The sequence below is a fragment of the Streptomyces sp. WG7 genome (genome assembly GCF_049975785.1).
Classification (GTDB): domain Bacteria; phylum Actinomycetota; class Actinomycetes; order Streptomycetales; family Streptomycetaceae; genus Streptomyces.
Map to the genome: position 1 here is coordinate 44,504 of NZ_JBNGGE010000033.1, position 25,964 is coordinate 70,467.

General features: G+C 70.8%; 22 protein-coding genes. 10 read left to right on the forward strand and 12 right to left on the reverse strand.

Annotation, left to right across the window (positions count from 1 at the left end):
- Nucleotides 1–23 precede the first annotated feature (23 nt).
- Both ACP4J0_RS27265 and ACP4J0_RS27270 read left to right on the forward strand, forming a co-directional pair.
- Nucleotides 24–1,040: a heavy metal transporter gene (locus tag ACP4J0_RS27265; protein ID WP_426601367.1), complete on the forward strand. Its 1,017-nt coding sequence runs from the start codon at nucleotides 24–26 to the stop codon at nucleotides 1,038–1,040.
- A 320-nt stretch (nucleotides 1,041–1,360) separates the two neighbouring features.
- Nucleotides 1,361–1,807 carry an ATP-binding protein gene (locus ACP4J0_RS27270; protein WP_426601368.1) on the forward strand — a complete coding sequence of 149 codons (447 nt, stop codon included), beginning with the start codon at nucleotides 1,361–1,363 and terminating at the stop codon, nucleotides 1,805–1,807.
- A 123-nt stretch (nucleotides 1,808–1,930) separates the two neighbouring features.
- On the opposite strand, the gene ACP4J0_RS27275 is transcribed toward ACP4J0_RS27270, so the two are convergent.
- A complete protein-coding gene (locus tag ACP4J0_RS27275) occupies nucleotides 1,931–3,073 on the reverse strand; it encodes a bifunctional succinyldiaminopimelate transaminase/glutamate-prephenate aminotransferase (protein WP_426601369.1) in 1,143 nt (380 codons plus the stop codon).
- Between the two features lie 124 nt (nucleotides 3,074–3,197).
- The gene (fdxA, locus tag ACP4J0_RS27280; RefSeq protein WP_003973842.1) at nucleotides 3,198–3,518 is read right to left on the reverse strand and encodes a ferredoxin; all 321 of its coding nucleotides are present in this window, start codon (nucleotides 3,516–3,518) and stop codon (nucleotides 3,198–3,200) included.
- 140 nt (nucleotides 3,519–3,658) lie between these two features.
- On the opposite strand from fdxA, the gene ACP4J0_RS27285 reads away from it, so the two are divergent.
- Nucleotides 3,659–4,666, forward strand: a complete 1,008-nt coding sequence (locus ACP4J0_RS27285; protein ID WP_426601370.1) for a GNAT family N-acetyltransferase — start codon at nucleotides 3,659–3,661, stop codon at nucleotides 4,664–4,666.
- Between the two features lie 52 nt (nucleotides 4,667–4,718).
- Nucleotides 4,719–5,582: a transglutaminase-like domain-containing protein gene (locus tag ACP4J0_RS27290; RefSeq protein WP_426601371.1), complete on the forward strand. Its 864-nt coding sequence runs from the start codon at nucleotides 4,719–4,721 to the stop codon at nucleotides 5,580–5,582.
- A 118-nt stretch (nucleotides 5,583–5,700) separates the two neighbouring features.
- On the opposite strand, the gene ACP4J0_RS27295 is transcribed toward ACP4J0_RS27290, so the two are convergent.
- From ACP4J0_RS27295 to ACP4J0_RS27310, 4 genes are all read right to left on the reverse strand, one after another.
- Complete coding sequence (locus ACP4J0_RS27295; RefSeq protein WP_426601372.1) at nucleotides 5,701–7,983, reverse strand: hypothetical protein; 2,283 nt, start codon at nucleotides 7,981–7,983, stop codon at nucleotides 5,701–5,703.
- Between the two features lie 157 nt (nucleotides 7,984–8,140).
- On the reverse strand, nucleotides 8,141–8,563 hold the full coding sequence (locus ACP4J0_RS27300; RefSeq protein WP_426601373.1) for a DUF6113 family protein: 423 nt from the start codon (nucleotides 8,561–8,563) through the stop codon (nucleotides 8,141–8,143).
- Nucleotides 8,560–9,435 (reverse strand): N-acetyl-1-D-myo-inositol-2-amino-2-deoxy-alpha-D-glucopyranoside deacetylase, encoded by an 876-nt coding sequence (gene mshB, locus ACP4J0_RS27305; protein ID WP_426601374.1) that lies wholly within the window; start codon nucleotides 9,433–9,435, stop codon nucleotides 8,560–8,562. Before mshB ends, ACP4J0_RS27300 begins: the two co-directional genes overlap by 4 nt.
- A 312-nt stretch (nucleotides 9,436–9,747) precedes the next feature.
- Nucleotides 9,748–9,942 carry a hypothetical protein gene (locus ACP4J0_RS27310; RefSeq protein WP_030145837.1) on the reverse strand — a complete coding sequence of 65 codons (195 nt, stop codon included), beginning with the start codon at nucleotides 9,940–9,942 and terminating at the stop codon, nucleotides 9,748–9,750.
- 189 nt (nucleotides 9,943–10,131) lie between these two features.
- Between ACP4J0_RS27310 and ACP4J0_RS27315 the strand changes: the two genes are divergently transcribed.
- A complete protein-coding gene (locus ACP4J0_RS27315) occupies nucleotides 10,132–12,273 on the forward strand; it encodes a prolyl oligopeptidase family serine peptidase (protein WP_426601375.1) in 2,142 nt (713 codons plus the stop codon).
- Between the two features lie 100 nt (nucleotides 12,274–12,373).
- On the opposite strand, the gene ACP4J0_RS27320 is transcribed toward ACP4J0_RS27315, so the two are convergent.
- The 5 genes from ACP4J0_RS27320 to ACP4J0_RS27340 are packed head-to-tail and all read right to left on the reverse strand — an operon-like array spanning nucleotide 12,374 to nucleotide 18,002.
- Nucleotides 12,374–13,477: an ABC transporter ATP-binding protein gene (locus tag ACP4J0_RS27320; RefSeq protein ID WP_426601376.1), complete on the reverse strand. Its 1,104-nt coding sequence runs from the start codon at nucleotides 13,475–13,477 to the stop codon at nucleotides 12,374–12,376.
- Entirely contained in the window at nucleotides 13,470–14,453 is a 984-nt protein-coding gene (locus ACP4J0_RS27325) for an ABC transporter ATP-binding protein (protein WP_426601377.1), read from the reverse strand. The genes ACP4J0_RS27320 and ACP4J0_RS27325 overlap by 8 nt, the downstream gene beginning before the upstream one ends.
- 8 nt (nucleotides 14,454–14,461) lie before the next feature.
- Nucleotides 14,462–15,451 (reverse strand): ABC transporter permease, encoded by a 990-nt coding sequence (locus tag ACP4J0_RS27330; RefSeq protein ID WP_426601378.1) that lies wholly within the window; start codon nucleotides 15,449–15,451, stop codon nucleotides 14,462–14,464.
- Nucleotides 15,444–16,367, reverse strand: coding sequence for an ABC transporter permease (locus ACP4J0_RS27335; RefSeq protein ID WP_426601379.1), 924 nt, complete (start codon nucleotides 16,365–16,367; stop codon nucleotides 15,444–15,446). The genes ACP4J0_RS27330 and ACP4J0_RS27335 overlap by 8 nt, the downstream gene beginning before the upstream one ends.
- 9 nt (nucleotides 16,368–16,376) lie before the next feature.
- On the reverse strand, nucleotides 16,377–18,002 hold the full coding sequence (locus tag ACP4J0_RS27340; protein ID WP_426601380.1) for a peptide ABC transporter substrate-binding protein: 1,626 nt from the start codon (nucleotides 18,000–18,002) through the stop codon (nucleotides 16,377–16,379).
- 525 nt (nucleotides 18,003–18,527) lie between these two features.
- On the opposite strand from ACP4J0_RS27340, the gene ACP4J0_RS27345 reads away from it, so the two are divergent.
- From ACP4J0_RS27345 to ACP4J0_RS27365, 5 genes are all read left to right on the forward strand, one after another.
- Nucleotides 18,528–19,556: an ABC transporter permease gene (locus ACP4J0_RS27345; RefSeq protein ID WP_426523757.1), complete on the forward strand. Its 1,029-nt coding sequence runs from the start codon at nucleotides 18,528–18,530 to the stop codon at nucleotides 19,554–19,556.
- 77 nt (nucleotides 19,557–19,633) lie between these two features.
- Nucleotides 19,634–21,397, forward strand: a complete 1,764-nt coding sequence (locus tag ACP4J0_RS27350) for an ABC transporter substrate-binding protein (RefSeq protein WP_426601381.1) — start codon at nucleotides 19,634–19,636, stop codon at nucleotides 21,395–21,397.
- A gap of 108 nt (nucleotides 21,398–21,505) precedes the next feature.
- Nucleotides 21,506–22,486: an ABC transporter permease gene (locus ACP4J0_RS27355; RefSeq protein WP_426601382.1), complete on the forward strand. Its 981-nt coding sequence runs from the start codon at nucleotides 21,506–21,508 to the stop codon at nucleotides 22,484–22,486.
- A 49-nt stretch (nucleotides 22,487–22,535) separates the two neighbouring features.
- Nucleotides 22,536–23,573, forward strand: a complete 1,038-nt coding sequence (locus ACP4J0_RS27360; protein ID WP_426601383.1) for an ABC transporter ATP-binding protein — start codon at nucleotides 22,536–22,538, stop codon at nucleotides 23,571–23,573.
- A 26-nt stretch (nucleotides 23,574–23,599) separates the two neighbouring features.
- Complete coding sequence (locus ACP4J0_RS27365) at nucleotides 23,600–24,640, forward strand: ABC transporter ATP-binding protein (protein ID WP_426601384.1); 1,041 nt, start codon at nucleotides 23,600–23,602, stop codon at nucleotides 24,638–24,640.
- 142 nt (nucleotides 24,641–24,782) lie between these two features.
- Here the strand turns inward: ACP4J0_RS27365 and ACP4J0_RS27370 are convergent, their stop codons facing one another.
- Nucleotides 24,783–25,904 (reverse strand): ABC transporter ATP-binding protein, encoded by a 1,122-nt coding sequence (locus ACP4J0_RS27370; RefSeq protein WP_426601385.1) that lies wholly within the window; start codon nucleotides 25,902–25,904, stop codon nucleotides 24,783–24,785.
- Nucleotides 25,905–25,964: the final 60 nt, after the last annotated feature.

A 25,964-nucleotide genomic window follows, 5' to 3' on the forward strand; every position in this document is an offset into this window, starting at 1 on the left:
CTGCCCTCCAGTACCTTGTACGCGTGCTTCAGCCGTCGCCAACCCGTAAACGCCGTGGCCGTCTGCTCCGTTCCGGCGCGGCCTCCGTGGTCCTGCTCGCGGTCGCCGGTTACCTCGCGGTGCAGTACGTCACCGGAGGCGCGGGCGCTCCGGGCTGCAAGGTCGTCTCGGGCGAGGACGGCGGCGCGACCTACGAGTTCACGCCGGAGCAGGCGGCGAACGCGGCGACGATCACCGCCGTGGGCACCGCGCGCGACCTGCCGGAGCGGGCGGTGACGATCGCGCTGGCGACCGCGCTGCAGGAGTCGTCGCTGCGCAACATCGACCACGGCGACCGCGACTCGCTGGGCCTGTTCCAGCAGCGCCCCTCGCAGGGCTGGGGCACTCCGGAGGAGATCATGGACCCGGCGTACTCGGCGGGCCTGTTCTACGAGCATCTGGTCGAGGTGCCCGGCTACACGCGCCTCCCGCTCACCGTCGCCGCCCAGCGTGTGCAGCGCAGCGGATTCCCCCAGGCGTACGCCAAGCACGAACCGGACGCCGCGCTGCTCGCCGCCGCGCTGACCGGACGGTCCGCGGCGACGCTGACCTGCGAGGGGCGTCCGGGCGCGGCCCGGGCGCAGGGACCGGGCGCGGTCCGGGCGGCGCTCGTGCGGGACTTCGGGCAGGACGTGCTCCGGCCGGCCGGCGCGGCGGTGGACGGCGCCTCGGCGGCGTCCCCGGCCTCGCCGTCACCGTCGCCGTCGCCGTCCGCGGGCACCTCGGGACCCGCCGGTACCGCGGGCGGCTCCGACGGGCGGACCGTGACGCTGCCCGTGACCGCCGGCCCGGGTGCCGAGGAGCACCCCGGGCGGCGCGGCTGGCAGTTGGCGCACTGGGCGGTGGCCAACGCCTCGCAGTTGCGCATCGAACGGGTCTCGTACGCGGGCCGGGAGTGGACCGCGGGGAACACCGACAGCAAGTGGTACCCGACGGACGCCGGCGGCGCGCGGGGCGCGGAGCGGGCCGCGGGAGCGGTCCGGATCACGTCCGCGCGGTAGCGCTCACCCGTACGAGCCGTCACTCCGGGGAGTTACCCGCGGGGGCGTCACGTCGACGCGGTGCGCCGCCTTCGCCCCGTCACCCCGGAATCCGCCGGAGCCCAGGAGGATCAAGGGCTGTAAGGATTCGTCAGACTTTTCAGCCGCAGCCCTTTTGCCCGTTTTTCGGGGCACCTGATAATGCGACGCATTGCCAACTCTTTACGTTGGGCCGCCGCAACCTTCGTGGCCTTCGAGCGGTAGTCACTGCGTCCGAGCCGGTCGATCACCAACCGGACGCGGTCGATTTCCTCATCACTGACTTCCGTCGAAGGAGCATCATGTCCCTCCCCCTGACCCGCCGGATCGCCCGTGCCGCGCTGCTCGTCGCAGCGGGAGCGGCTGCCGGGGTCGGTGCGGCCGGCTCCGCCAGCGCGGCTGCCGAACTGCCGGCCACCCCGAACCTCGGGGGACTGACCGCCCTGGACGGGGCGAACGTCGGCAACACCGTCGACTCCGCGGCCCAGAACGTCACCGAGACCGCGGGCGAGACCGGCGGCAAGGCCGTCCAGCAGGGCGTGCCGGCCGCGGGCAAGGCCGGTGGCTCGGTCGTCAAGAAGGCCACGCCGGTGGCGCAGAAGGCCGCCGGGGACGCGGCGGGCTCCGCCGGGGACATCATCGGTGACACGGCGCAGACGGCCACGAAGGGCGGGCTGCCGACGGACGCGCTGGGCAAGGGCGCGCTGGGCAAGGGCGGTCTGCCCGTGCAGGGCCTGCCGATCGGCTGATCACCTGACCGTACGGCGCCGGGGCCCAGGGTTCGCTTCCTGGGTCCCGGCGCTTTGCGTGCCTGCGCCGGTGCGGCGGACGGGAGTCGCCCGGTGCGCTGCCCGGCGGGCGGGCGTCAGCCGTCAGGCTCCCAGGCGTCGGACCGCCGCGCGGACGCGGTCGTCCGTCGCGGTGAAGGCCACGCGGACGAAGTTCCCGCCCGCCGGGCCGTAGAAGTCGCCGGGGGCCACCAGGATGCCGCGCTCGGCCAGGTGGGCCACCGTGTCCCAGCAGGACTCGTCGCGGGTCGCCCAGAGGTAGAGGCTGGCCTCGCTGTGCTCGACGCGGAAGCCGTGGCCGAGGAGCGCCTCGCGCAGGGCCGTGCGGCGGGCCGCGTAGCGCTCGCGCTGGACGCGGACGTGCTCGTCGTCGCCGAGGGCCGCCACCACGGCCGCCTGGGTCGGCGCCGAGGTCATCATGCCGCCGTGCTTGCGGATCTCCAGCAGGGGGCCCAGGACGGCCGGGTCGCCCGCCAGGAAGGCCGCCCGGTAGCCGGCGAGGTTGGAGCGCTTGGAGAGCGAGTGGACGGCGACCAGGCCGTCGTACGAGCCGCCGTTGACGTCCGGGTGCAGGACGGAGACGGGGTCGGCCTCCCAGCCCAGCTCGAGGTAGCACTCGTCGGAGACGACGAGGACGCCGTGCTCGCGGGCCCAGGCCACGATCCGGGTCAGGTCGGCCTTGGACAGCACCTTGCCGGTCGGGTTCGACGGGGAGTTGAGCCACAGCAGCCGCAGGCCCGCCGGGTCCAGCTCGGTCGGGTCGTCGTACGCCTCGTACTCCGCGCGGGCGAGGCGCGCGCCGACCTCGTACGTCGGGTAGGCCAGGCGCGGGAACGCGACCCTGTCGCCGGGGCCGAGGCCCAGCTGGGTCGGGAGCCAGGCGACGAGTTCCTTGGAGCCGACGACGGGCAGGACGTGGCGGTGGGTGACGTCGCGGGCGCCCAGGCGGCGCTCGACCCAGCCGGTGATCGCGTCGCGCAGGGCCGGGGTGCCCCAGACGGTCGGGTAGCCCGGGGAGTCCGCCGCGTCGGTCAGGGCCTTCTGGATCAGCTCGGGGACCGGGTCGACCGGGGTGCCGACGGAGAGGTCGACGATGCCGTCCGGGTGCGCGGCGGCCGTCTTCTTGTAGGGCTCCAGCTTGTCCCAGGGGAAGGCCGGAAGGCGGTCGCGCAGCGACTCCGTGGAAGGGCGGCGGGCGGCGGGCGGGGGGTCGGAGACTGCGGACACGGTTACTGGCTCACTTTCTCGATGCGGCCGGCGCGGTCGGCACGGCGAAACGCCTCGGTCCCGCACGGCACCGATCGGGAGCGATCAGCCGTACGGGACCGAGGCGGTGCGGCGCGGGCCGCTCCTACTGGTTCTGCGGCGGCAGTGCGGCGACGAAGGGGTGGTCGCGCTCGATCAGCCCCAGCTTGCTGGCACCACCGGGCGAGCCGAGCTCGTCGAAGAACTCGACGTTCGCCTTGTAGTAGTCCTTCCACTCCTCCGGAGTGTCGTCCTCGTAGAAGATCGCCTCGACCGGGCAGACCGGCTCACAGGCACCACAGTCGACGCATTCGTCCGGGTGGATGTACAAGGACCGCTGGCCCTCGTAGATGCAGTCGACCGGGCACTCCTCGATGCACGCCTTGTCCTTCACGTCGACACAAGGCTGCGCGATGACGTAGGTCACGCTGTCGTTCCTCCTCGATTGGGCGCTGGCGGGCCTCCTCAGGCTCCGCCGCCTGGCGCGCGGGAGCGCGGCGTCGTCGATGCCCGCCTCTAGTATCTCCGTTCTTGGGCATGATCCGAACAGGAGGGGTGAACCGACCCGTGGAAATCTCTGCCGCAGGACGTCTCGAGGTCCGTATCACCGCTTCTGACGTGGGCAAACGAGTCTCCGTCCGGCGCTTGAGCGATGCTGGTGCCCCGGGTGAGAAGTTCACCGACACCGTGGGCGTTCTCACATCATGGGACGACGGTGTGCTGCTGATCACAAAGAAGAGCGGGGAATCCGTGCGTGTCGCGGAGGCCGCGCTGGTCGCCGGGAAGGTCGTGCCGCCGGCGCCCGCGCGTCGGCGCGGGCCCGCCGCCTCCTACGAGGAGCTGGCGCGGGTCGCCGCGCGGGCCTGGCGGCCGGTGGAGAGCGAGCGGCTCGGCGCGTGGGAGCTGCGGGCCGCCGCCGGCTTCACCCGGCGGGCCAACTCCGTACTGCCGCTCGGCGATCCGGGGCTGCCGCTCGACGAGGCGCTGACCGCCGTACGCCGCTGGTACGGCGCACGCGGCCTGCCCGCGTACGTCCAGACCGCCACCGGGGCCGCGGGCACGCAGGAGCTGCTGTGCGCGGAGCTGGAGCGGCGCGGCTGGGTGCGGGAGGTGACGGCCGAGGTGTGGACCGGTGCTCTGGCTCCGGTCGCCGACCTGGCGGAGGGGACCGGTGTGGTCCTGTCCCGGGAGGCGGACGAGGCGTGGCTGGCGCGGTACCGGCGCAAGGGCGTGAGTGACGTGGCCCTGAGGGTGCTCGGCGGCGGAGGATCGGTGTGGTTCGCGACCGTGCCCGGGGCGGACGTCCCGGCGGCGATCGGGCGGTGTGCCGTGGACGGGCGGTGGGCCTCCTTCGCGGCCGTCGAGGTCGACCCCGCGCAGCGGCGCCGGGGGCTCGCGACCACCGTCATGGCCGCCCTGGCCCGGCGGGCGCTCGACGAGGGGGCGTCGGCGGCATGCCTCCAGGTGGAGACGGACAACGCGGGGGCGCGGGCGCTGTACGCCGGGATGGGCTTCGCCGCGCACCACTCCTACCACCACTACCGGGAGCCCGCGGGTTCCGGGGCGGACCGGTAACCGATCGCCGGCGGACCGGTAACCGATCGCCGTGAAAGGGCACGAGCCAGCTATGCGTCATCCCCGTCCGCCGTCCCCGGAACGCTCCGCCGAGCTGCGGCGGCGGTTCGCCGAAGAGGCGCGGTCCGAGCGTCCCGACCTGGCCACGCTGTGCCTGCTGGTGGGCGCGGAGGCGGACGGGGCGCTGGACGAGGCGGGGCTGGACGCCGCGCAGATGGAGCTCGACCGGCTCGCCGGGCAGCTGCCGTTCCGGCCGGGCACGCCGCGGGCCTGGGCGGCGGCGCTGCGGGACCTGCTCGGCGGGCGGTACGGGTTCCAGGGGGCCGCCGCGGACTACCAGCGGCTGGAGTCGTCGTTGCTGCACGAGGTGCTGCGGCGCCGGCGCGGGCTGCCGATCCTGCTGTCGGTGGTGTGGCTGGAGGTCGCCCGGCGGGCGGGGGCGCCGGTGTACGGGGTCGCGCTGCCGGGGCACTTCGTGGTCGGGTTCGGGCCGGAGTTCGGGCCGGAGGAGGAGCGGGTGCTCGCCGATCCGTTCGACGGGGGCCGGGTGCTCAGCGGGAACGACGCGGAGGTGCTGGTGGCGGGGGCGACGGGGGCCGCCCTGCGGCCGTCGATGCTGGAGCCGGCGGCGCCGCTGGAGGTGGTGTCGCGCATCCTGAACAACGTCCGGGCGTGGGCGGCGGCCCGGCCGGAGCGGTCGGACGTCGCCCTGTGGGCGATCGAGCTGGCGTTGCTGCTGCCGGCGCACGCGGCGCGGTTGCGGTACGAGCGGGCTCGGTTGCTGGTGCGGCGGGGGGAGTTCTCGGCGGGGGCCGGGGAGCTGGAGGCGTACGCGGACGTCGTGGGGGCGGTGGACGAGGCGGTCGCGGAGCAGGTGCGGGGGGAGGCGCGGGCGGCCCGGGCGATGCTGAACTGAACACCGACGGACTGACACCGACGGACTGGAAACCGACGGACTGAGCACCGACGGACTGAGCACCTGCCTGCGCCGAGGGGGCGCCCGGCACTCGCCGGGCGCCCCCTCGTGAGTGGCGTCAGCTGGGGTTGGTCTCGATGACCGCGACGCGGTCGGTCTTGCTCTTCAGGGCCTGGCGCAGGGCGCCGTAGACGTCCTCGGGGGTGACGGGCGTCTTCTCACCGTTGGCGCGGGTGATGAGCACACCGTCGAACGCCCCGCCGTAGAGGTCCTCGAGGGCCTTCAGGTCGGGCTTGTCGACCAGCTTGCCGTTGACGGCGGTGACCCGGAGGAACTTCCACAGGGACTTCTCCGGGCTCATCGGGACGGCGGGCCCGGCGTCGGTCCGCACGGTCACCTTGGCCGACATCGCCGGCTCGGCGAACTCCTTCATCATCCGGTCGACCTCGGCCTTGGAGACCGTGGGCTGCTGGGTGGTGGTCGGCACGTTCACGGGGGTGGTGGTGCCCGTCTCCACCTGGGCGCGGTACGCCGCCTGCACGGCCTCGGTCGACTTGTCGACGTCTATGCCCGTGCCGGCCTTGCCGTACACCGGGACGGCCTTGCCCGCCTCGAACCTGATGGTGCCCTCGGTCACCGACCCGGCCCCGCCGGCGGCGTCCTCCAGGGCGGCGTGCAGCTTCTCCTCGTCGACGGGCATGACCGGGTCGACGACCCGCTGCTGCCCGAAGAGCGAGCCGATCACGGAGACCGGGTTGTAGTCGCTCGTCGCCGCCGCGCTGGCCGTGGCCTGCGTGTCGAGCTGGAGTCCCGCCTGGTCCGGCTTCAGGGAGACGGTCTCGCCGCCCACCGTGAGCTTGAGCGGCTTGCTCGCGCGGGCGGCGAGGACGTCGTCCAGCTTCTCGACGGCGTCGTCGCGGGTACTGCCGCCGATGTCGACGCCGAGCACGGTGGTGCCCTTCGGCACGTCGGAGCGGTTCATGAGCAGGCCGGCGCCGTAGGTGACGCCGGCGATCACGACCAGGCCGCCGACGAGCAGGGAGAGCTTCCCGCGCCCCTTCTTCTTGGCCGGCTTGGCGGAGCTCGCCGGGGGCGCGGAGACCGGCTCGGGCAGCTTCGGGGGCGTGTGCGGCCGCGGCCCGTCGGCGGACGCGCCCTGGAACGGCGCGTTCCGGTCGGTCGGCACGACGGGGATGCCGCTGGTGACGGTGTTGCCGGAGACGTTGTCCGGGTTGCCGTAGCCGGGGGTGCCCGGCTCGGGGGCCGGCTTCTGCGGGGTGAGGATCGCGGTGTCGTCGCTGAGACCGCCGCTGAAACCGCCGCCGAGTGAGCCGCTCAGGCCGTCGCCGGGGCCACCCGGTCCACCGGGGCCACCCGGACCGCGCAGGCCGTGGGATGCGGGCCCGCGCTGCCCGTCGGACGCGCCGGGGCCGCCGGCCGGGGGCGGCGCCAGCGCGCTGTCCCCGGTGACCGGGCCGCTGGTCGGGCCCGCGGGGCCGCGGGTGTCGCCGTACGGGGACTGCCCGTTCGGGCCGCTGTGCGCACTGCCGGAGCCGGAGCCCTGGCCGCCCTGACCGTTCCCGGAGAAGAACGGCGGGTCGTCGCGGCGCGGTTCGGTGCCGCTGCCGGCACCCGGGCGGCTGCCGTTGCCGTTGCTGTTGCTGTTGCTGTTGCTGTTGCCCAGCGGCCCCGCCGCCAGTGCCTCGGTCACGTCGAAGGAGCCGGTGCCGCCGCCGTGGCCGGGCGCCACGGGTCCGCCGGTCGCCCCGGAGAGGCCGGTGCCCTTGGCGGAGCCGGGGCGGGAACCGCCCGGCACGTTCATGGAGCCGACGACGCCTCCGGGACGGGCACTCCCGCCGCCCGGTCGCGCACCACTGCCGGTACCGGGGCCCGCGGGAGCCGCGCCCGGCGTACCGGCGACCGCCGGGTCCGAACCGCCGGGCAGACCGGCGCCGTTGGTGGAGCCCCTGCCCGAAGTGCCTTTGCCGGGGCCGGACTTGCGCGGCGCGAACCAGTCGCTGGTCGGCTTGTCCTCGCCGGGCCGGGCGTGCTGCTCGGGCTCGGCGGGAGTCTCGACGGCGCTCGCGGGCGGTGCGGCGGCGCTCGGCGCCGGCGCGGTCCACTCGGCCGTCGTCTCCGTGTCACCGGGGGCGTCCTCGGCGCCCGCGACGGGCTTGCGCACGACGACCGGCGGAATGGGCCGTGATCCGGGGATGTTGATCCGGATGCGGGTCGTCAGCGTCGTCTCGGTCTTGCGGTCCTCCGGCCGCGAGGCCGAACGGCCCGCGTCCGCACCGGCGTCGGAAGCCATGGGTGTCCCGTAGGGCGGGGTGCCCGAGGGGTATGCGGCTCCGCCGCGCCCGTGGGGCCCGGAGGACGAACTGTCAGTTTCACGACTCAAGGCAGGTTCTCCCGGTTGGCTCCGCCGCCCGTCACACCTTCACAGCGGGCGGCTCGGCGGCGCGCACCACCATACTGGCCACGTCTGACGCGTATTCCTTGACCGATGGGGAAACCCACACCGGACTCGCACGCCCGCGTCATGGCGAAGTAGTACGTCACTTGCGAAGTCGGACGGCGTCGCCGTCCGGTTGCCGCACCGGCGCGAGGGTGGCGCAGATCACAGCGAGAGCGATCCCGCCGAGCAGGAACAGGTAGGTGCCGCTGCCGGCGGCGAAGAGGAAGTCGCCCTCGGGACGGCTGGTGGTCAGCAGGATCACGGCAAGGCCCCATCCGACGGCGGGCGCGACGGCCCCGCCCCGGCGTCCGACGGCCCGGCCCGCGCCGAGGCAGAGTCCCGCCTCGGCGGCCAGCGCGAGCAGCAGCCCGCCCGGGAACCATCCCGGCTGCACCAGCGCCCCCGCCGCTCCGACGACGGCGCCGAGCACGAAGAGCCCCAGGTAGAGGGCGACCCGCCCGAGGGACGGCGCGCGCAGCGGCTGGGCCAGGGCGGAGGTCGTCGGCTCGGTGCGCCCGCTCACGGCGCCTCCTCGGTCTCGATTCCGGCGAACAGGTCGCTCTCGCGCCCGTCATCGTCGCCGGCCCGCTCGCCGCGGACCAGTTCGTAGTACTCGGTGGTGAAGACCGGCTGGGCCAGTTCGTTGGAGAGGACGAAGTACCGTCCGGCCACGGTGATCTGCGTGGCGTGCGCGCTCATGGCGGCGGCCTTGGCGGCGTTCGCGCTGCCCTCGCCGCGGATCTCGGTGGTGATCCGTTCGTCGTCGACGACACCCGGTACGTCCTCGACGCCGGCCGCCTTCTCGAAGGGCAGGCCGGGCAGTTCGTCGCGGAGGCGGGCGAAGGCGTCCTCGGCGACGGTGCGCGGCACGCGGTTCCAGTAGACCTTGGCGACCGGGCAGCCCGCCTCGGCCGCCAGCTCGGCGGCGCGCATGGCGATGCGGTGGGCCTGGATGTGGTCGGGGTGGCCGTATCCGCCCTCGGGGTCGTAGGTGACGAGGACCTGGGGGCGTACCTCGCGGATCACCTCGACGAGGAGCTCGGCGGCCCGGTCGACGTCGGCCTGCCAGAGGCAGCCGGGGTCGTCGTTGTCGGGCAGTCCCAGCATCCCGGAGTCGGCGAACCGGCCCGGCCCGCCGAGCAGCCGGAAGTCGTCGACGCCGAGCGCGCGCATCGCGGCCGCCAGCTCCCCTCTGCGGTGCCCGCCCAGGGCGGCTCCGGACAGGTGCGCCAGCTCGGGCGGGATGACCTCACCCCGCTCACCGAGGGTGCAGGTCACCAGCGTCACGTGGGCGCCTTCGGCGGCGTACCTGGCCATGGTGACGCCGTTGTTGATCGACTCGTCGTCCGGGTGCGCGTGCACCAGCAGCAGACGCCGGGCGGGGAGTTCCGTCATGGGCTCCACCCTAAGAGGCGTCGGCCCCGTCCCTGTAACGCGGGAGACCGTCCGTGGGAATCGTCCACTCCGCGACGGTGACCTCCTCGCGAAAGGCGTGGATGATCCCCGATCGGCCTTCGCGCCCGCCACGTGGGACGGTTTCGTGCCTACGCGGTCGAGGACTGATCCGGCGGCTGTTGGCCGCGAAGGAGGGCGCACGCCGCTCAAAGCGTGAACAGATTCCGTCGAATGTCCTCCAGGCGCTCAAATGAGCGACTCAAGGACGATGAGGTCGAAGTGTTCACGCCTTCAGAGGAGTGGGCCGCCCCCTCAGAAGTTGATGCTGCCGATCATCCCCGCGATGTTCGTCGTCAGCTCACTGATCGTGGGAGCGATCGTCGACGAGGCCAGGTAGAAGCCGAGGAGCATGCACACGACGGCGTGCCCCGCCTTCAACCCCGACTTCTTGACCAGTAGGAAGACGATGATCGCCAGCAGCACAACCGCCGAAATCGAGAGTGCCACGGCGGCTCACCTCCAATAAGCCCAGGGACATGGGGGGGGTCGGACGCAGTCGAAACCTTGGGACAGATAAATCCACGCAGCGGGCATCTGGTTGATACCCACCATGCGCCAGTGATCATAACTATCCATGCGCGCGCATCTCTCGGCGCACAGCCGCACAAGGGGGCGCATGGCCAATATGGTCAGGGCATGACGACCGAGTCCGACTCCTTCCCCAAACGGCACGCCCGCACCCAGCGGTTCACGCTCGGCGCGCCGCGTTCGTTCACTGTGGCGCCCGACGGTTCACGGGTCGCCTTCCTGCGCTCCGGTACCGGCACGGACCGGGCCAACTCGCTGTGGATCCTCGATGTCGAGGAGGGCGGCGAGCGCGTCGCCGCCGACCCGCGCGCCCTCCTGGGCGGCGCGGAGGAGCACCTGTCGCCCGAGGAGCGGGCGCGGCGCGAGCGCAGCCGCGAAGGCGGCGCCGGCATCGTCGGCTACGCCACCGACGCGGCCGTCGAGCTGGCCTCTTTCGCGTTGTCAGGGCGGCTCTTCACGGCCGAACTGCGGGCCGGTACGGCACGCGAACTGCCCACCCCCGGACCGGTGATCGACCCGCGCCCCTCCCCCGACGGCCGGCACATCGCCTACGTCGCCCAGGGTGCGCTGCGGGTCGTGGGGGCCGAGGGGGACGGTGACAGGGCGCTGGCCGAGCCGGACGCGGAGGGCGTCGCCTACGGGCTCGCCGAGTTCGTCGCCGCCGAGGAGATGGGGCGCGGCCGGGGCTTCTGGTGGGGTCCGGAGTCGGACCGGCTGCTGGTGGCGCGCGTGGACGACACGCCGGTGAGCCGCTGGTGGATCTCCGACCCGGCCCACCCCGAGCGTGATCCACACCACGTGCGGTACCCGGCGGCGGGCACCGCCAACGCGGACGTACGGCTGTTCGCGATCGGGCTGGACGGGGGGCGCACGGAGGTCCTCTGGGACCGGGCGCGGTATCCGTATCTGGCGCGAGTGCACTGGTCAGCTGCGGGTGCGCCGCTCCTTCTCGTACAGGCGCGCGACCAGCGCAGCCAGCTGTTCCTGGCTGTGGACACCGAGTCCGGGGCGACCCGGATGGTGCACGCCGATGAAGATCCAATTTGGCTGGAACTCTTCCCCGGCGTTCCCTGCTGGAGCCCCTCCGGGCAGCTCGTGCGGATCGCCGACGAGGGCGGCGCGCGGGTCCTGGCGGTCGGTGAACGACCGCTCACCGGAGCCCAGTTGCATCTGCGGGCCGTACTGGACGTCTCCGGCGACGACGTGCTGGTTTCCGCTTCGGCCGGCGAGGAGGCGGCCGAGCCGGAGACGGGTGAAGTGCACGTCTACCGGGTGAACGAGCTCGGCGTGGAGCGCGTCTCGCAGGAGCCCGGCGTGCACTCGGCGGTGCGTGCCGGGGGCGTGACCGTTCTCGTCTCCGCCACTCTCGACCGGCCGGGTGCCCGGGTTCACGTACTGCGGGACGGGAAGCCGGCGGCGATCGTCACCTCTCATGCCGAAGACCCCGGTTTGTCCCCGCGCGTGACCCTCACCCAGGGGGGCGCACGCCGTGTCCCGTGCGCCGTGCTTATGCCAAGGGACTACCACGGTGACACCCCCCTCCCCGTCCTCCTGGACCCGTACGGTGGTCCGCACGGTCAGCGCGTGGTGGCCGCGCACAACGCCCACCTCACCTCGCAGTGGTTCGCCGACCAGGGGTTCGCGGTGGTCGTCGCGGACGGGCGGGGCACTCCGGGGCGGTCCCCCGCCTGGGAGAAGGCCATCAAGGACGACGTCGCCGCGGTGGTCCTCCAGGACCAGGTGGACGCGCTCCAGGCCCTCGCCGCCGACTTCCCGCTCGACCTGGACCGCGTCGCCATCCGCGGCTGGTCGTTCGGCGGTTATCTGGCCGCCCTGGCGGCGGTGCGCCGGCCGGACGTCTTCCACGCCGCCGTCGTGGGCGCCCCGGTCACCGACCTGCGTCTCTACGACACCCACTACCAGGAACGGTACGTCGGCCACCCGGACGAGCAGCCGGAGGTCTACCGCCGCAACTCGGTGATCGACGACGCGGGCCTGGTCGACGCCGCCGAGCCGCACCGCCCCATGATGATCATCCACGGGCTGGCGGACGACAACGTAGTGGTCGCCCACTCCCTGCGACTGTCCTCGGCCCTGCTGGCCGCCGGCCGCCCGCACGAGGTGGTCCCGCTGTCCGGCGTCACGCACATGACCCCGCAGGAGTCGGTCGCCGAGAACCTGCTGCTGCTCCAGGTGGACTTCCTCAAGCGGTCACTGGCACAGCGCCGCGGGGATGCGCCGACCGCTTAACACGCGGGCAACCTCATCGAATCGACACCGATATACGGACGCGCGAGGCTGAGCATCGTGCGGCCGTGCGGGTGCCGTGAGCGGGCCGGGGAGCACCATGTCACCCCGGCCCGCTGCCGTGCCCACCGCCTTCACCCTCTCCACCGCCCCCACCGCCCCCACCGCCTTCCGTGTCCCCCTCCGGCGGCACCACCTGCTTCTCCTCCGCGAAGTGGCACGCCGAGTCGTGGGCCGCGGGGCCGGGGACCGTGCGGAACTCGGCGGGCACGGCGAGCGCCGGTACCTCCAGGGCGCAGCGCTCCCGGGCCTTCCAGCAGCGGGTGCGGAAGCGGCAGCCGGAGGGGATGTCGGTCGGGGACGGGACGTCGCCGGCCAGGATGATCCGCTCGCGGTGCTCCCGGGCCTCCGGGTCGGGCACGGGCACCGCGGACAGCAGCGCCTGGGTGTAGGGGTGGGTCGGGTGGTCGTAGATCTCGGCGTCCCGGCCGGTCTCCACGATGCGGCCCAGGTACATCACGGCGACCCGGTCCGAGATGTGCCGGACGATCGACAGGTCGTGGGCGATGAAGATGTAGGACAGGTCGAACTCGCCCTGGAGCCTGCCCATCAGGTTGATCACCTGCGCCTGGACGGACACGTCGAGGGCCGAGACCGGTTCGTCGGCGACGATGATCTCCGGGCGCAGGGCGAGGCCCCGCGCGATGCCGATGCGCTGGCGCTGGCCGCCGGAGAACTGGTGCGGATAGCGGTTGATGTACTCGGGGTTGAGACCGACGACGTCCAGCAGGTGCTGCACCCTTCCGCGCCGGTCGCCCTTCGGGGCCACCTCCGGGTGGATGTCGTACGCCTCCCCGATGATGTCGCCGACCGTCATGCGGGGGTTGAGGGAGGTGTAGGGGTCCTGGAAGACCATCTGGATGTTGCGGCGTACGGCCTTGAGGGCCTTGCCCGAGAGCTTGGTGATGTCCTCGCCCTTGTAGCGGATCTCCCCCGCCGTCGGCCGTTCCAGGTTCACCAGCATCTTCGCGACCGTGGACTTGCCGCAGCCGGACTCGCCGACGATGCCCAGGGTCTCGCCGCGGGCCAGTTCGAAGTCGACGCCGTCGACGGCCTTCACCGCGCCGACCTGCTTCTTGAAGAGGATGCCGGAGGTCAGCGGGTAGTGCTTGACCAGCCCCCTGACCTCGAGGATCGGCTCAGCCATGCAGGCACTCCCTCCAGAAGTGGCAGGCGCTGCCCCGCTCCGCGTCGGACTCCGTCACGTCGTAGAGGGGCGGTACGTCGGTGCGGCAGACGTCCTGGACCATCGGGCAGCGGGGGTGGAAGGCGCAGCCGGGCGGAATGCGGGTGAGGTTGGGCGGCAGGCCCTTGATGGCGTAGAGCTCCTGGCCCTTCTGGTCCAGGCGCGGGATCGACTCCAGCAGGCCGCGGGTGTACGGGTGGGCGGGCGCCTTGTAGATGTCGTGGACGGACGCCGTCTCCACGATCCGGCCCGCGTACATCACGGCGATCTTGTCGGCGACGTCGGCGACCACACCCAGGTCGTGGGTGATGAGGATCAGGCCCATGTGCAGCTCGCGCTGGAGTTCCGCGAGCAGCTCCATGACCTGGGCCTGGACGGTGACGTCGAGGGCGGTGGTCGGTTCGTCGGCGATGATGAGCTTCGGTTCCAGGGCCATCGCCATGGCGATCATGATGCGCTGGCGCATGCCGCCGGAGAACTGGTGCGGGTACTGCCGCACCCGCTCCTTCGCGGCCGGGATGCGGACGCGGTCCATCAGCTCGACGGCCTTGGCCCGGGCGTCCTTGCAGGACATGCCGCGGTGCACGGTGAACATCTCGCCGAGCTGGTCGCCGACGGTGAGGACGGGGTTCAGCGCCGACAGCGCGTCCTGGAAGATCATCGCCATCTCGGCACCGCGGACCTTCCGGCGTTCCTCCTCCTTCAGCTTCAGCAGGTCCCGGCCCTCGAAGAGGACCTCGCCCGCGGTGATCCGGCCCGGCGGCATGTCGAGGATGCCCATGACCGTCTGGGCGGTGACGGACTTGCCGGAGCCGGACTCGCCGAGGACGGCCAGCGTCTCGCCCGCGTCGACGCCGTAGCTGACGCCGTTGACGGCCTTGGCGACGCCGTCCCGGGTGTGGAACTCCACGTGCAGGTCGCGCACTTCGAGCAGCATGCGGCGGCTCACCTCAGCTTCGGGTCGAGGGCGTCGCGCACCGCGTCGCCGAGCATGATGAACGCGAGGACGGTGATGGCGAGGGCGCCGGAGGGCCAGAGCAGGGCGTGCGGGGCGTTGCGTACGTAGGGGGCGGCGGCGGAGATGTCGATGCCCCAGGAGACGCTGGGCGGCTTGAGGCCGACGCCGAGGAAGGACAGGGTCGCCTCCAGGGAGATGTAGGTGCCGAGCGCGATGGTGGCGACGACGATGACGGGGGCGACGGCGTTGGGCGCGATGTGGCGCAGCAGGAGGCGGGAGTTGGAGGCGCCGAGGGCGCGGGCGGCCTGGACGTAGTCGTTCTGCTTGGCGGTGATGACGGAGCCGCGGGCGATGCGGGAGATCTGCGGCCAGCCGAGCAGCACGATGAAGCCGATGACCGGCCAGACGGTGTTGCTGGTGATGACGGAGAGCAGGACCAGGCCGCCGAGGACGACCGGGATCGCGAAGAAGACGTCGGTGATCCGGGACAGGACCGCGTCCCACGCGCCGCCGAAGAACCCGGCGAGTCCGCCGAGCACGCTGCCGAGGACGGCGACGCCGAGCGTGGCGAGGACGCCGACCGCGACCGACGTGCGGGCGCCGTAGACGGTGCGGGTGTAGACGTCGCAGCCCTGGCCGTTGAAGCCGAAGGGGTGGCCGGACTGGGAGCCCTCCTGCGCCTTGGCCAGGTCGCACTTGAGGGGGCTGCCGGAGGCGATCAGGGACGGCCAGACGGAGATGACGATCAGGAAGAGGATGACCAGGGCCGAGATGACGAAGACGGGGTTGCGGCGCAGGTCGTGCCAGGCGTCGGACCAGAGGCTGCGGGGCTTGTCCTGGGGTCCGGCGGTCCCGTCCGGCCCGGCGGGGGTCTTCTCGAGGGTCACCGCCTCGCTGGCGCCGAGGTCCATCGTCCCGCCCATGCCGGTGCCGGCGACGGCGCGCTCCGGCTCGTACGGCTGCTGCTGCTCAGGCATAGCGGATCCTCGGGTCGAGTACGGCGTACAGGAGGTCGACGAGGAGGTTCGCGACGAGGAAGACGAGGACCAGGACGGTGACGAAGCCGACGACGGTCTGCGTGTTCTGCCGGAGGATGCCCTGGTAGAGCTGGTAGCCGACGCCGTGGATGTTGAAGATCCGCTCGGTGACGATGGCGCCGCCCATCAGGGCGCCGATGTCGGTGCCGATGAAGGTGACGACGGGGATCAGGGAGTTGCGCAGCAGGTGCCGGGTGACGACCCGGTGGCGGGGCAGGCCCTTGGCGATGGCGGTGCGGACGTAGTCGGAGCTCCGGTTCTCCGCGATGGAGGTGCGGGTCAGCCGGGTGACGTACGCCAGGGAGACCGAGGCGAGGACCAGGCCGGGGACGATCAGCTCGCCGACGCGGGCCTCGGTGGAGACGGCGGGGTCGATCCATCCCCACTTGACGCCGAGCAGGAGCTGGAGCAGCAGGCCGGTGACGAAGGTCGGGACGGAGATGACGACCAGGGTGAGCAGCAGGACCCCGGTGTCGACGGGGCGGCCGCGGCGCAGGCCGGTGACGACGCCGAGGACGATGCCGACGACGATCTCGAAGACGATGGCGATGACGGTGAGCCGGATGGTGACCGGGAACGCCGTGCCCATCAGCTCGGTGACCGGCTGCCCGTTGAAGGCGGTGCCGAAGTCGCCGGTGAAGACGTTGCCCATGTAGGTGACGTACTGCTGCCCCACGGGCTGGTCGAGGCCGAACTCGTGCCGCAGCCGCGCGGCGGTCGCCGGGTCGCACTCCCGGTCGCCGCAGAGTCCCGCGACGGGGTCGCCCATCACGTTGACCATCAGGAAGATCAGCAGCGTGGCCCCGATGAAGACCGGGATCATCTGGAGCAGCCGCCGGACGACGTAGCGTCCCATGGCGCCCCCTCAGCCGACCTTGATCTCGTTGTAGACGGGGACGCTGAACGGGTTGAGCTCCACGTCGGACAGCCGCTCCGAATAGCCCGCGCTGCCGTTCTGGTACCAGAGCGGGATGGCCCCCATCTCGTCCCTCAGGACCTCCTCGGCCTGCTGGAAGAAGCCGATGGCCTTGGCGGTGTCGGTCTCGGCGTTCGCCTTGTCGACGAGGTCGTCGAACTTCTCGTTGGACCACTTGCCGTCGTTGGAGGAGGCGTTGGTGTAGTAGAGCGGCTGGAGGAAGTTCTGGATGAGGGGGTAGTCCATCTGCCAGCCGGCGCGGAAGGGGCCGCTCATCTTGCGGTCGGTGATCTGGTTGCGGAAGTCGGCGAAGGTGCCGACCGGGTTGCCCGCGCAGGCGCGGTCGTTGTCCAGGGCGTTGTTGATGGAGTTGCAGACCGCGTCGACCCACTGCCCGTGGGATCCGGTGTCGGCGTTGTACGTGATCCTGACCTGGCCGCCGGGCAGCCCGCCGCCTTCCCTGATCAGCTTCTTGGCCTCGTCGGGTCTGTACTCGCAGGCCTCGCCGCAGAGGCCTGCCTTGTAGCCGCCGTCCTCGCCGAGGACGGGTGAGGTCCAGTCGGTGGCCGGGGTGCGGGTCTGCTGGAAGATCGTGTCCGTGATCTGCTTGCGGTCGATCGCCATGGACAGGCCCTTGCGGACCTTCTCGGAGCCGGGCTTGCTCCAGTCGTTGTCGTAGAACGGGAACGCGAGCGTCTGGATGATGCCGGCCGGGGTGTTGATGTACCGGTCGCCGAGGTCCTTCTTCACGTTCTTGAGCTGGGCGGCGGGAACGTCGTCGACGAGGTCGAGGTTGCCGGCCATCAGGTCGGTGTAGGCGGTGTTGTTGTCGGTGTAGACCTTGAGGTCGACGCCGCCGTTCCGCGCCTTGTCCGGTCCCGGGTACTCCTCCCACTTGCGCAGGGACATCTGCGCGCCGCGGGTGTAGTTGTCCACCAGGTACGGGCCGTTGCCGACCGGCTTCTTCAGCCAGGCGTCGTGGTCGTCGAAGAAGGCCCGGGGCAGCGGCGCGAAGGCGGGGTAGCCGAGGGTGTCGGGGAACGTCGAGAACTTCTGGCTCAGCCTGACGGTGAAGGTGCGGGGCCCGGTCACCTTCAGCCCGGAGAGCGTGTCGGCGCTCTGCTCACCGCTCTCCGGGTGGGTCTTGTCGTAGCCGTCGATGTACGCGAAGAAGTAGGCGTTGCGCTGGTTGTTCCTGAGGCTCGCGCCGTAGTTCCAGGCGTCCACGAAGGACTGGGCGGTGACCTTCTCGCCGTTGGAGAAGGTCCAGCCGTCCTTGACGGTGATGGTGAAGTTCCGCGAGTCGGAGGTCTCGATCTTCTCGGCGAGCATGTTCCGTGCCTCGCCGGTCTCGGGGTCGTACTTCTTCAGCCCCCGGAAGATCATGTCGAGGACCTTGCCGCCCTGCACCTCGTTGGTGTTGGCCGGCTCCAGCGGGTTCTGCGGGTCGCCCCAGGAGGAACTGAGGACCGCGCTCGTGTCTCCGCCGCTGCCGCCCCCGCCTCCGCAGGCGGTCGCCGCGAGGGCTGCCGCCGCCGCGCATGCCGCCCACCTGGCGTGCCTGGCTCCGCGCATGGGGTGCCTCCTCGTGCCCTGCCGCGTCCGGCTCGTTCGCTGACTCGTCCACTGACTCGTCCACTGATCCATTACGGGTCAGCATCGGGGCAAAAGGCACACATCGCACACGCAGGCCTCCCTTTGGAGGAACCCAACATCCCGCCGTCCGCTCCTGACGGGGCGTCGGGGCGGAGGCTGCGACCCTCCGCTAAAGGATCTTGAACATCGGCGCAACGGATCTCCACGATCCGATGCCGAACCGTTCGAATCCGAACCCTGGGTGTACACATTTCGACGACCTGGAGTCCGCATAACGAACGCCTTGCCTGATTGGTCCGATTGGCCCGACCCAGGGCACAGATCGATCACAGCACGCTACACGCGTAACTACGGTTCACCCAAGGGAAGGTAAAGAAGGTAAAGAGAAAGCCAAGCCGCTCCGGTTTTTATTGACCTTGAACGAATTGCGTTGAAAAAGTCCGGCGTAGCCCGTAGGGGGACGCCCTGCGGAGTCATCAGACCCTCCCTTGGGCCAGGAGCACCATGACCCCCCCAACTCCAGCAGCGGCTGCCCCGCTCGAGGTGACCGACGACAGCGTCGCCAAGTCGCCCACGCCCACCACCCCTCAGGGCAGCGAGAGCCGCTCCCCGGGCCGCCTGGCCTGGAAGCGCTTCAAGCGCGACCGCGCGGGCGTCATATCCGCGTGCATCGTGATCTTCTTCTTCGTGATCGCGCTCGCCGCGCCGCTCATAGCCAAGCTGTACGGCAAGGACCCGTACACCACGTACGCCAGCCAGCGCCCCGAACTGCTCGACGCCTTCTCGTACCCGGCCGGCCCCAACGGCGGTATGAGCTCGGAGTTCTGGTTCGGCATCGAGCCGCAGCTCGGCCGGGACGTCTTCACCTTCCTGCTCTACGGCATCCGGACGTCGCTGGGCATCGCGGTGGCCACCACGCTGGTCACCGCCCTGCTCGGCATCGTGATCGGCACCACGGCGGGCTACCTCGGCGGCAAGACGGACTACCTCGTCGGCCGGGTGATCGACATCCTGCTGTCGTTCCCGTCCACGCTGTTCTTCATCGCCTTCATGCCGGTCATCTACGGCCTCTTCGTCGCCCCCGACGAGAACATCCCGACCTGGCTGCGAGCCGTCTCCCTGATCATCGTGCTGTCCGGCTTCGGCTGGGCCTCCCTCGCCCGGCTGCTGCGCGGTCAGGTGCTCGGCCTGCGCGAGCGGGAGTTCGTGGAGGCCGCGAAGGTCACGGGCGCCTCGCCGATGCGGATCGTCTTCAAGGAGCTGCTGCCCAACCTGTGGACGCCGATCATCATCCAGTCCACGCTGATGCTCCCGGCCTTCGTGACCGCCGAGGCGGGCCTGGCCTTCCTCGGTGTCGGCATGATCGACCCGACTCCGGACTGGGGCGTCATGATCCAGCGAGGCGCCCAGTTCTACACCGAGGACATCACCTTCATGCTCTTCCCGGGCCTCTCGATGGTGATCTTCGTCCTCGCCTTCAACCTGCTCGGCGACTCGGTGCGCGACGCGCTCGACCCGAAGTCCAAGCGCTGACCCGTCCCTCCCTCCGGTCCGTACACAGGAGTCCGGCCGGCCTTCTCCGTCCCGTATGACCACTCTTGGGGTGCATCATGGCTTTCTCCCGCAGAAACTTCCTCATAGCGACCGGTGTCGTCGCGGCCTCGTCGTCGGTCCTGACCGCCTGTGGCGGCGGTGACGACAAGGGCGGCTCGGCCAAGAACAACGGCCCCAAGGTCAGCGGCAGCAAGACCGTGGACATCCCGGTCGGTACGAAGGCCGACTCGACCGGCCCCGCCCCCGAGGTCAAGGGCGCGGTGAAGGGCGGGATCGCCTACTCGCTCGACCAGCAGGACATGGACCACCTGGACCCGGCGCAGATCTACTCCAGCACCGAGGCCGCCATCACCGTGCCGATCCTGCGCGGTCTGACCGGTTACAAGCTCGACGACAAGGGCGGCGCCATCCTGGTCGGCGACGCCGCCACCGACGCCGGCACCATGAAGGACGGCGGCAAGACCTGGTCCTTCACCCTGAAGGACGGCCTGAAGTGGGAGGACGGGTCGGAGGTCACCGCGGACGACGTCCGCCACACCTTCGAGCGCACCTTCGCGTCGTTCATCACCGAGGGCCCGATCTACGTCCAGGACTGGCTGCAGGGCGCCGACAAGTACGAGGGTCCGTACGAGGGCAAGCACCTCGACTCGATCGAGGTCGACGGCAAGACCATCACCTTCCGCCTCAAGGAGGCGCGCGGTGACTTCAACTTCACCGTCGCGATGCGTGGTTACGCCCTGGTGCCGAAGAAGCACGACACCAAGGAGAAGTACGACAAGCGTCCGTTCTCCTGCGGCCCGTACAAGATCGAGAGCCGCAGCATCGGCAAGTCGATGACGTACGTGCGCAACGAGCACTGGGACCCGAAGACGGACGCGATGCGCAACGCGTACCCGGACCAGTTCCAGTTCCAGTTCGGCTTCCAGCCGCTGGCCGCCACCGACCGCTTCATCGCGGACCAGGGCAACGACAAGCAGGCCATGGTGATCTTCAACGAGGTCGCCGCCGAGCGGGTCGCCCAGGTGCTCACCAACGCCGAGCTGAAGAAGCGCGTCCTCACCGCGGTCGACGTGGCCACCTACTACTGGCCGATCAACACCACCCGCATCACGGACGTCAAGGTCCGCCAGGCCATCAACCACGCCTGGCCCCTGCAGCAGCTGCAGACGATCCGCGGCGGCGCCTCGGTGACCGAGATGGCCACCACGATCCTCAGCCCGGTCACCCCCGGTTACGAGCAGTTCGACACCTACGGCAAGACCAAGAAGCCCGGCGGCGACCCGGAGAAGGCCAAGGCGCTGCTGAAGGAGGCCGGCAAGGTCGGCCAGAAGCTGGTCATCGCCTACCAGCAGGGGGACAACGCCGTAAAGCAGGCCGTCGCGATCAAGAACGCGCTGGAGGCGGCCGGCTTCACGGTCGTCAACAAGCAGGTCGACAAGTCGACCTTCTACACCCAGATCGGCAAGATCGACAACGGCTACGACCTGTTCGCCGCCGGCTGGAGCCCGGACTGGCCGGGCGGCTACTCGATGTTCTACCCCTGCTGGCACGGCAAGAACATCGGCGACGGCCGCAACAACTACGCCCAGCTGAACGACGCCGGCCTCAACAAGGCGATCGACGCGGCCTCCGCGATCACGAACCCGGAGGAGGCCAAGAAGGCCTGGGGCGCCATCGACCGCCAGGTCATGGAGCTGGCCGGGGCCGTGCCCGACTACCACCCCGTCCGCAACTGGATGTACGGGTCCAAGATCGGCAACGTCGTCTACGACGCCGGCAACAACTGCGTCGCGCTCTGCAAGCTGTACGTCAAGAAGTAAGCGCGCACCATCCCCCGGGGGCGGCCACCATCCACACGGCCGCCCCCTCGGGCCGGTCCACCCCCCTCCACCCCCGGCGACGGCGCCCCGTCCGGAAAGTCACGCCCCATGCTCCGCTTCCTAGTCCGCCGAGTCTCCGGCGCGATGGTCATCCTGCTGATCATCAGCGCCATCACCTTCTGGCTCTTCTATGCCGTTCCGCGTGACCCCGCCATGATGTCCTGCGGCAAGAACTGCACACCGGAGAACCTGGCGCAGATCCGGGAGAACCTGGGCATCGACGAGTCGATCCTCATGCAGTACTGGCACTGGCTCGCCGGCATCTTCGCCGGCCGGGACTACGGCGGTTACGGCTACTGCGACGCGCCGTGCCTCGGCTACTCCTTCGCCAACCGCGAGCCCGTCTTCGGCACGATCATGGACCGACTGCCGCTGACCCTGTCGCTCGCCTTCGGCGCGGCCGTCGTCTTCGTGATCATCGGTGTCGGCGCCGGCATGCTCGCCGCGCTGAAGCAGGGCAAGTTCCTGGACAAGTTCGCCAGCTCCGTGTCGCTGCTCGGCTCCTCGCTGCAGATCTACTTCGTCGGCTACATCGCCATGTTCTTCCTGGTCTCGGAGCTCGGAGTCCTCAGCCAGCCGTCGTACACGCCGCTGACCGACGACCCGGCCGCCTGGGTGTCCGGCCTGCTGCTGCCCTGGCTCGTGCTGTCGATCATCTTCACCGCCAACTACACCCGTATGACGCGCTCCCAGATGGTGGAGCAGCTCAGCGAGGACTACGTGCGCACCGCGCGGGCCAAGGGCCTGTCCAAGCGCAACGTCTTCTTCCGGTTCGCCTGGCGCGGTGCGATGGGACCGATCGTCACCCTCTTCGGCATCGACCTCGGTGTGCTGATCGGCGGCGCCATCATCACCGAGACGACCTTCAGCCTCCAGGGCATCGGCCGGCTCGCGATCCAGTCCGTGAACCAGAGCGACCTGCCCATGCTGCTCGGCGTCACCGTGCTGGCGGCCGGTGCGATCGTGGTCTTCAACATCGTCGTCGACGCGGTCTACGCCCTCATCGACCCGCGGATCCGGCTCGCCTGACCTCCGCCCGCTGCCCCCTACCCCCCGCATCACCTCCTGGAGCGTCCCCGTGACGAGCACCGAACAGCAGCCCTTCCTCTCCGTCAGGGACCTGAAGGTCCACTTCTCCACCGAGGACGGCACCGTCAAGGCCGTCGACGGGCTCTCCTTCGACCTCGCCAAGGGCAAGACGCTCGGCATCGTGGGCGAATCCGGCTCCGGCAAGTCGGTCACCAACCTGACGATCCTGGGCCTGCACGACCGGGACCGCACCGCGATCGAGGGCGAGATCCTCCTCGACGGCAAGGACCTGCTCACCGCCACCGAGCGGGAGCTGGAGCGGCTGCGCGGCAACAAGATGTCGATGATCTTCCAGGACGCGCTGGCCTCGCTGTCGCCGTACCACACCATCGGCAAGCAGATCAGCGAGACGTACCGCAAGCACACCGGCGCCTCCAAGAAGGAGGCCCGGGAGCGGGCGATCGAGATGCTGCGCCGGGTGGGCATCCCGCAGCCGGAGACCCGGGTGGACGACTACCCGCACCAGTTCTCCGGCGGTATGCGCCAGCGCGCGATGATCGCCATGGCGCTGGTCTGCGACCCCGAGCTGCTCATCGCGGACGAGCCGACCACGGCGCTCGACGTGACGGTCCAGGCGCAGATCATGGACCTGCTCAAGGACCTCCAGCAGGAGTTCGGCACGGCCATCGTCTTCATCACCCACGACCTCGGTGTCATCGCGGACATCGCGGACGACGTGCTGGTGATGTACGGCGGCCGGTGCGTGGAGCGCGGGACCAAGGAGGAGGTGCTGCGCGACCCGCAGCACCCGTACACGCTGGGCCTGATGAGTTCCATGCCCAGCCTGGACGGACCGGTCGACGTGCCGCTGGCGCCGATCCCGGGCTCGCCGCCCTCGCTGCTCAACCCGCCCTCCGGCTGCCGGTTCCACCCGCGGTGCGCCTTCGTCGAGAAGGTCGGCGGGGGGCTGTGCTCCTCGGAGCAGCCCCCACTGGACGTGGTCGAGGGCCGGGGCTCCGCCTGCCACCTTCCCCAGGAGCAGCGCACCGAGCTGTTCGCCGACTTCGCCGGATCCCGGCTCAACTGACGTACAAGAGACAGGACTTCACCATCATGAGCAACGCGGAAACGCTCCTGGACGTCAGCGGCCTGACCAAGCACTTCCCGATCAAGGGCGGCTTCCCGATCGCGCGTACGGTCGGGGCCGTGCGGGCGGTGGACGGCCTGGACTTCCAGGTGCGCGAGGGCGAGAGCCTGGGCCTGGTCGGCGAGTCCGGGTGCGGCAAGTCGACGACCGGCCGGCTGATCACCCGCCTGCTGGAGCCGACCGGCGGGAAGATCACGTACCGGGGCCAGGACATCACGCACGCCAAGCGGAAGGCGCTCGCGCCGATCCGGTCCGAGATCCAGATGATCTTCCAGGACCCGTACGCGTCCCTGAACCCCCGCCAGACGGTCGGCAAGATCATCGCCGGTCCGATGGAGATCAACGGCATCAACCCGGCGGGCGGCCGGGAGAAGCGCGTCCGGGAACTCCTGGAGATCGTGGGTCTCAACCCCGAGCACTTCAACCGCTTCCCGCACGAGTTCTCCGGCGGCCAGCGCCAGCGCATCGGCGTGGCACGGGCGCTGGCCCTGGAGCCGAAGCTGATCGTGGCCGACGAGCCGGTCTCCGCGCTCGACGTCTCCATCCAGGCCCAGGTCGTGAACCTGCTCCAGAAGGTCCAGAAGGAACTGGGCATCGCCTTCGTCTTCATCGCCCACGACCTGGCCGTGGTGCGGCACTTCTCACAGCGCGTCGCGGTCATGTACCTCGGTAAGATCATGGAGATCGCCGACCGCGACGACCTGTACGACAACCCGCGTCACCCCTACACGCGCGCCCTGTTGTCCGCCGTGCCCGAGGCCACGGTGGAGGACACGCCCCGCGAGCGCATCCGGCTCGTCGGCGACGTGCCCTCGCCCATCAACCCGCCCTCGGGCTGCCCCTTCCGTACCCGGTGCTGGAAGGCGACGGACAAGTGCGCGTCCGAGGCACCGCCGCTGGTGCAGGTGGAGGGCAACAAGGCCGGACACCTGACCGCGTGCCACTACCCCGAGACGGATGACGTACCCTCGCCCCGTCTCACCAAGAGCCCCCGGGCGGCCGCCTGACAACACCCCTTTTCTGTCGGCACCGCCCGCGGAACGGACCTCCTCGGCCCATTGACCCGAGCCCGGAACGTCCGCTCCAGGGAAACCGAGGGCCCGCGCCTCCCCAGGCACGGGCCCTCGGTCTGTTCGCCGCGGGGCCGGGTCAGTCCTCGTCCGGCTCCTCCAGCGCGGCCAGCGCCGGGTCCAGGACGATGTCCTCCCCGCGGGCGGCGATCGTCGGCTCCTCCGGGAAGTGGCAGGCCGTGAGGTGGCCGTCGCGGTTGCCGTCGATCCGGACCAGCGGCGGCGCCTCGCTCGCGCACTTGTCCTGCGCCTTCCAGCACCGGGTGCGGAAGCGGCAGCCCGACGGCGGGTTGATCGGGGACGGCACGTCGCCGGCCAGGCGGATGCGTTCGCGCCGGTCGCTGTCGCCGTCCGTCAGGTTCACCTCGGGCACGGCGGACAGCAGGGCGTGGGTGTAGGGGTGCCGGGGCCGGGTGTAGATGGAGTCCCGGTCGCCGACCTCGATCACCTTGCCGAGGTACATGACCGCGACGCGCTGCGAGAAGTGCCGTACGACGGCCAGGTCGTGGGCGATGAACAGGAACGCGATGCCCAGTTCCCTCTGCACCTTCTGGAGCAGGTTCACCACCTGGGCCTGGATGGAGACGTCGAGCGCGGAGACCGGCTCGTCGGCCACGATCAGCTTGGGTTCCAGGGCCAGGGCGCGGGCGACCCCGATGCGCTGGCGCTGGCCGCCGGAGAACTCGTGCGGGAAGCGGTTGAAGTGCTCGGGGTTGAGACCCACGATCTCCAGCAGCTCGCGGACGCGCTTCTCCCGGCCGCCCGCCGGGTTGATGCCGTTGATCTCCATCGGACCGGAGATGATCTTGCCGACCGTCTGCCGGGGGTTCAGCGAGGAGTACGGGTCCTGGAAGATCATCTGGATCTCGGACCGGATCGGCGCCAGCCCCTTGCGCCCCGCGTGGGAGATGTCCCGGCCCCGGTACGTGATCTTCCCGGCGGTCGGCTCCAGCAGGCGGGTGATCAGCCGGCCGGTCGTCGACTTGCCGCACCCGGACTCCCCCACCAGGCCGAAGCTCTCGCCGGAGTGCACGGTCAGGTCGATGCCGTCGACCGCCTGGACCTGGCCGACGGTCCGCCGGATGGGGAAGCCGCCCTTGACCGGGAAGTACTTGGTCAGGCCCTCCGCCACCAGCAGCGGCTCCCCCGACCCGCCGGCCGCGGCCTCGCGCGGGGCGGGGAGGACGAGGTCTTCTTTCATGATTCCTCTTTCATGCGGCAGGTCCTCCTAGTGGGCGTCCCGGCCCGTCGGCCGGTCCTC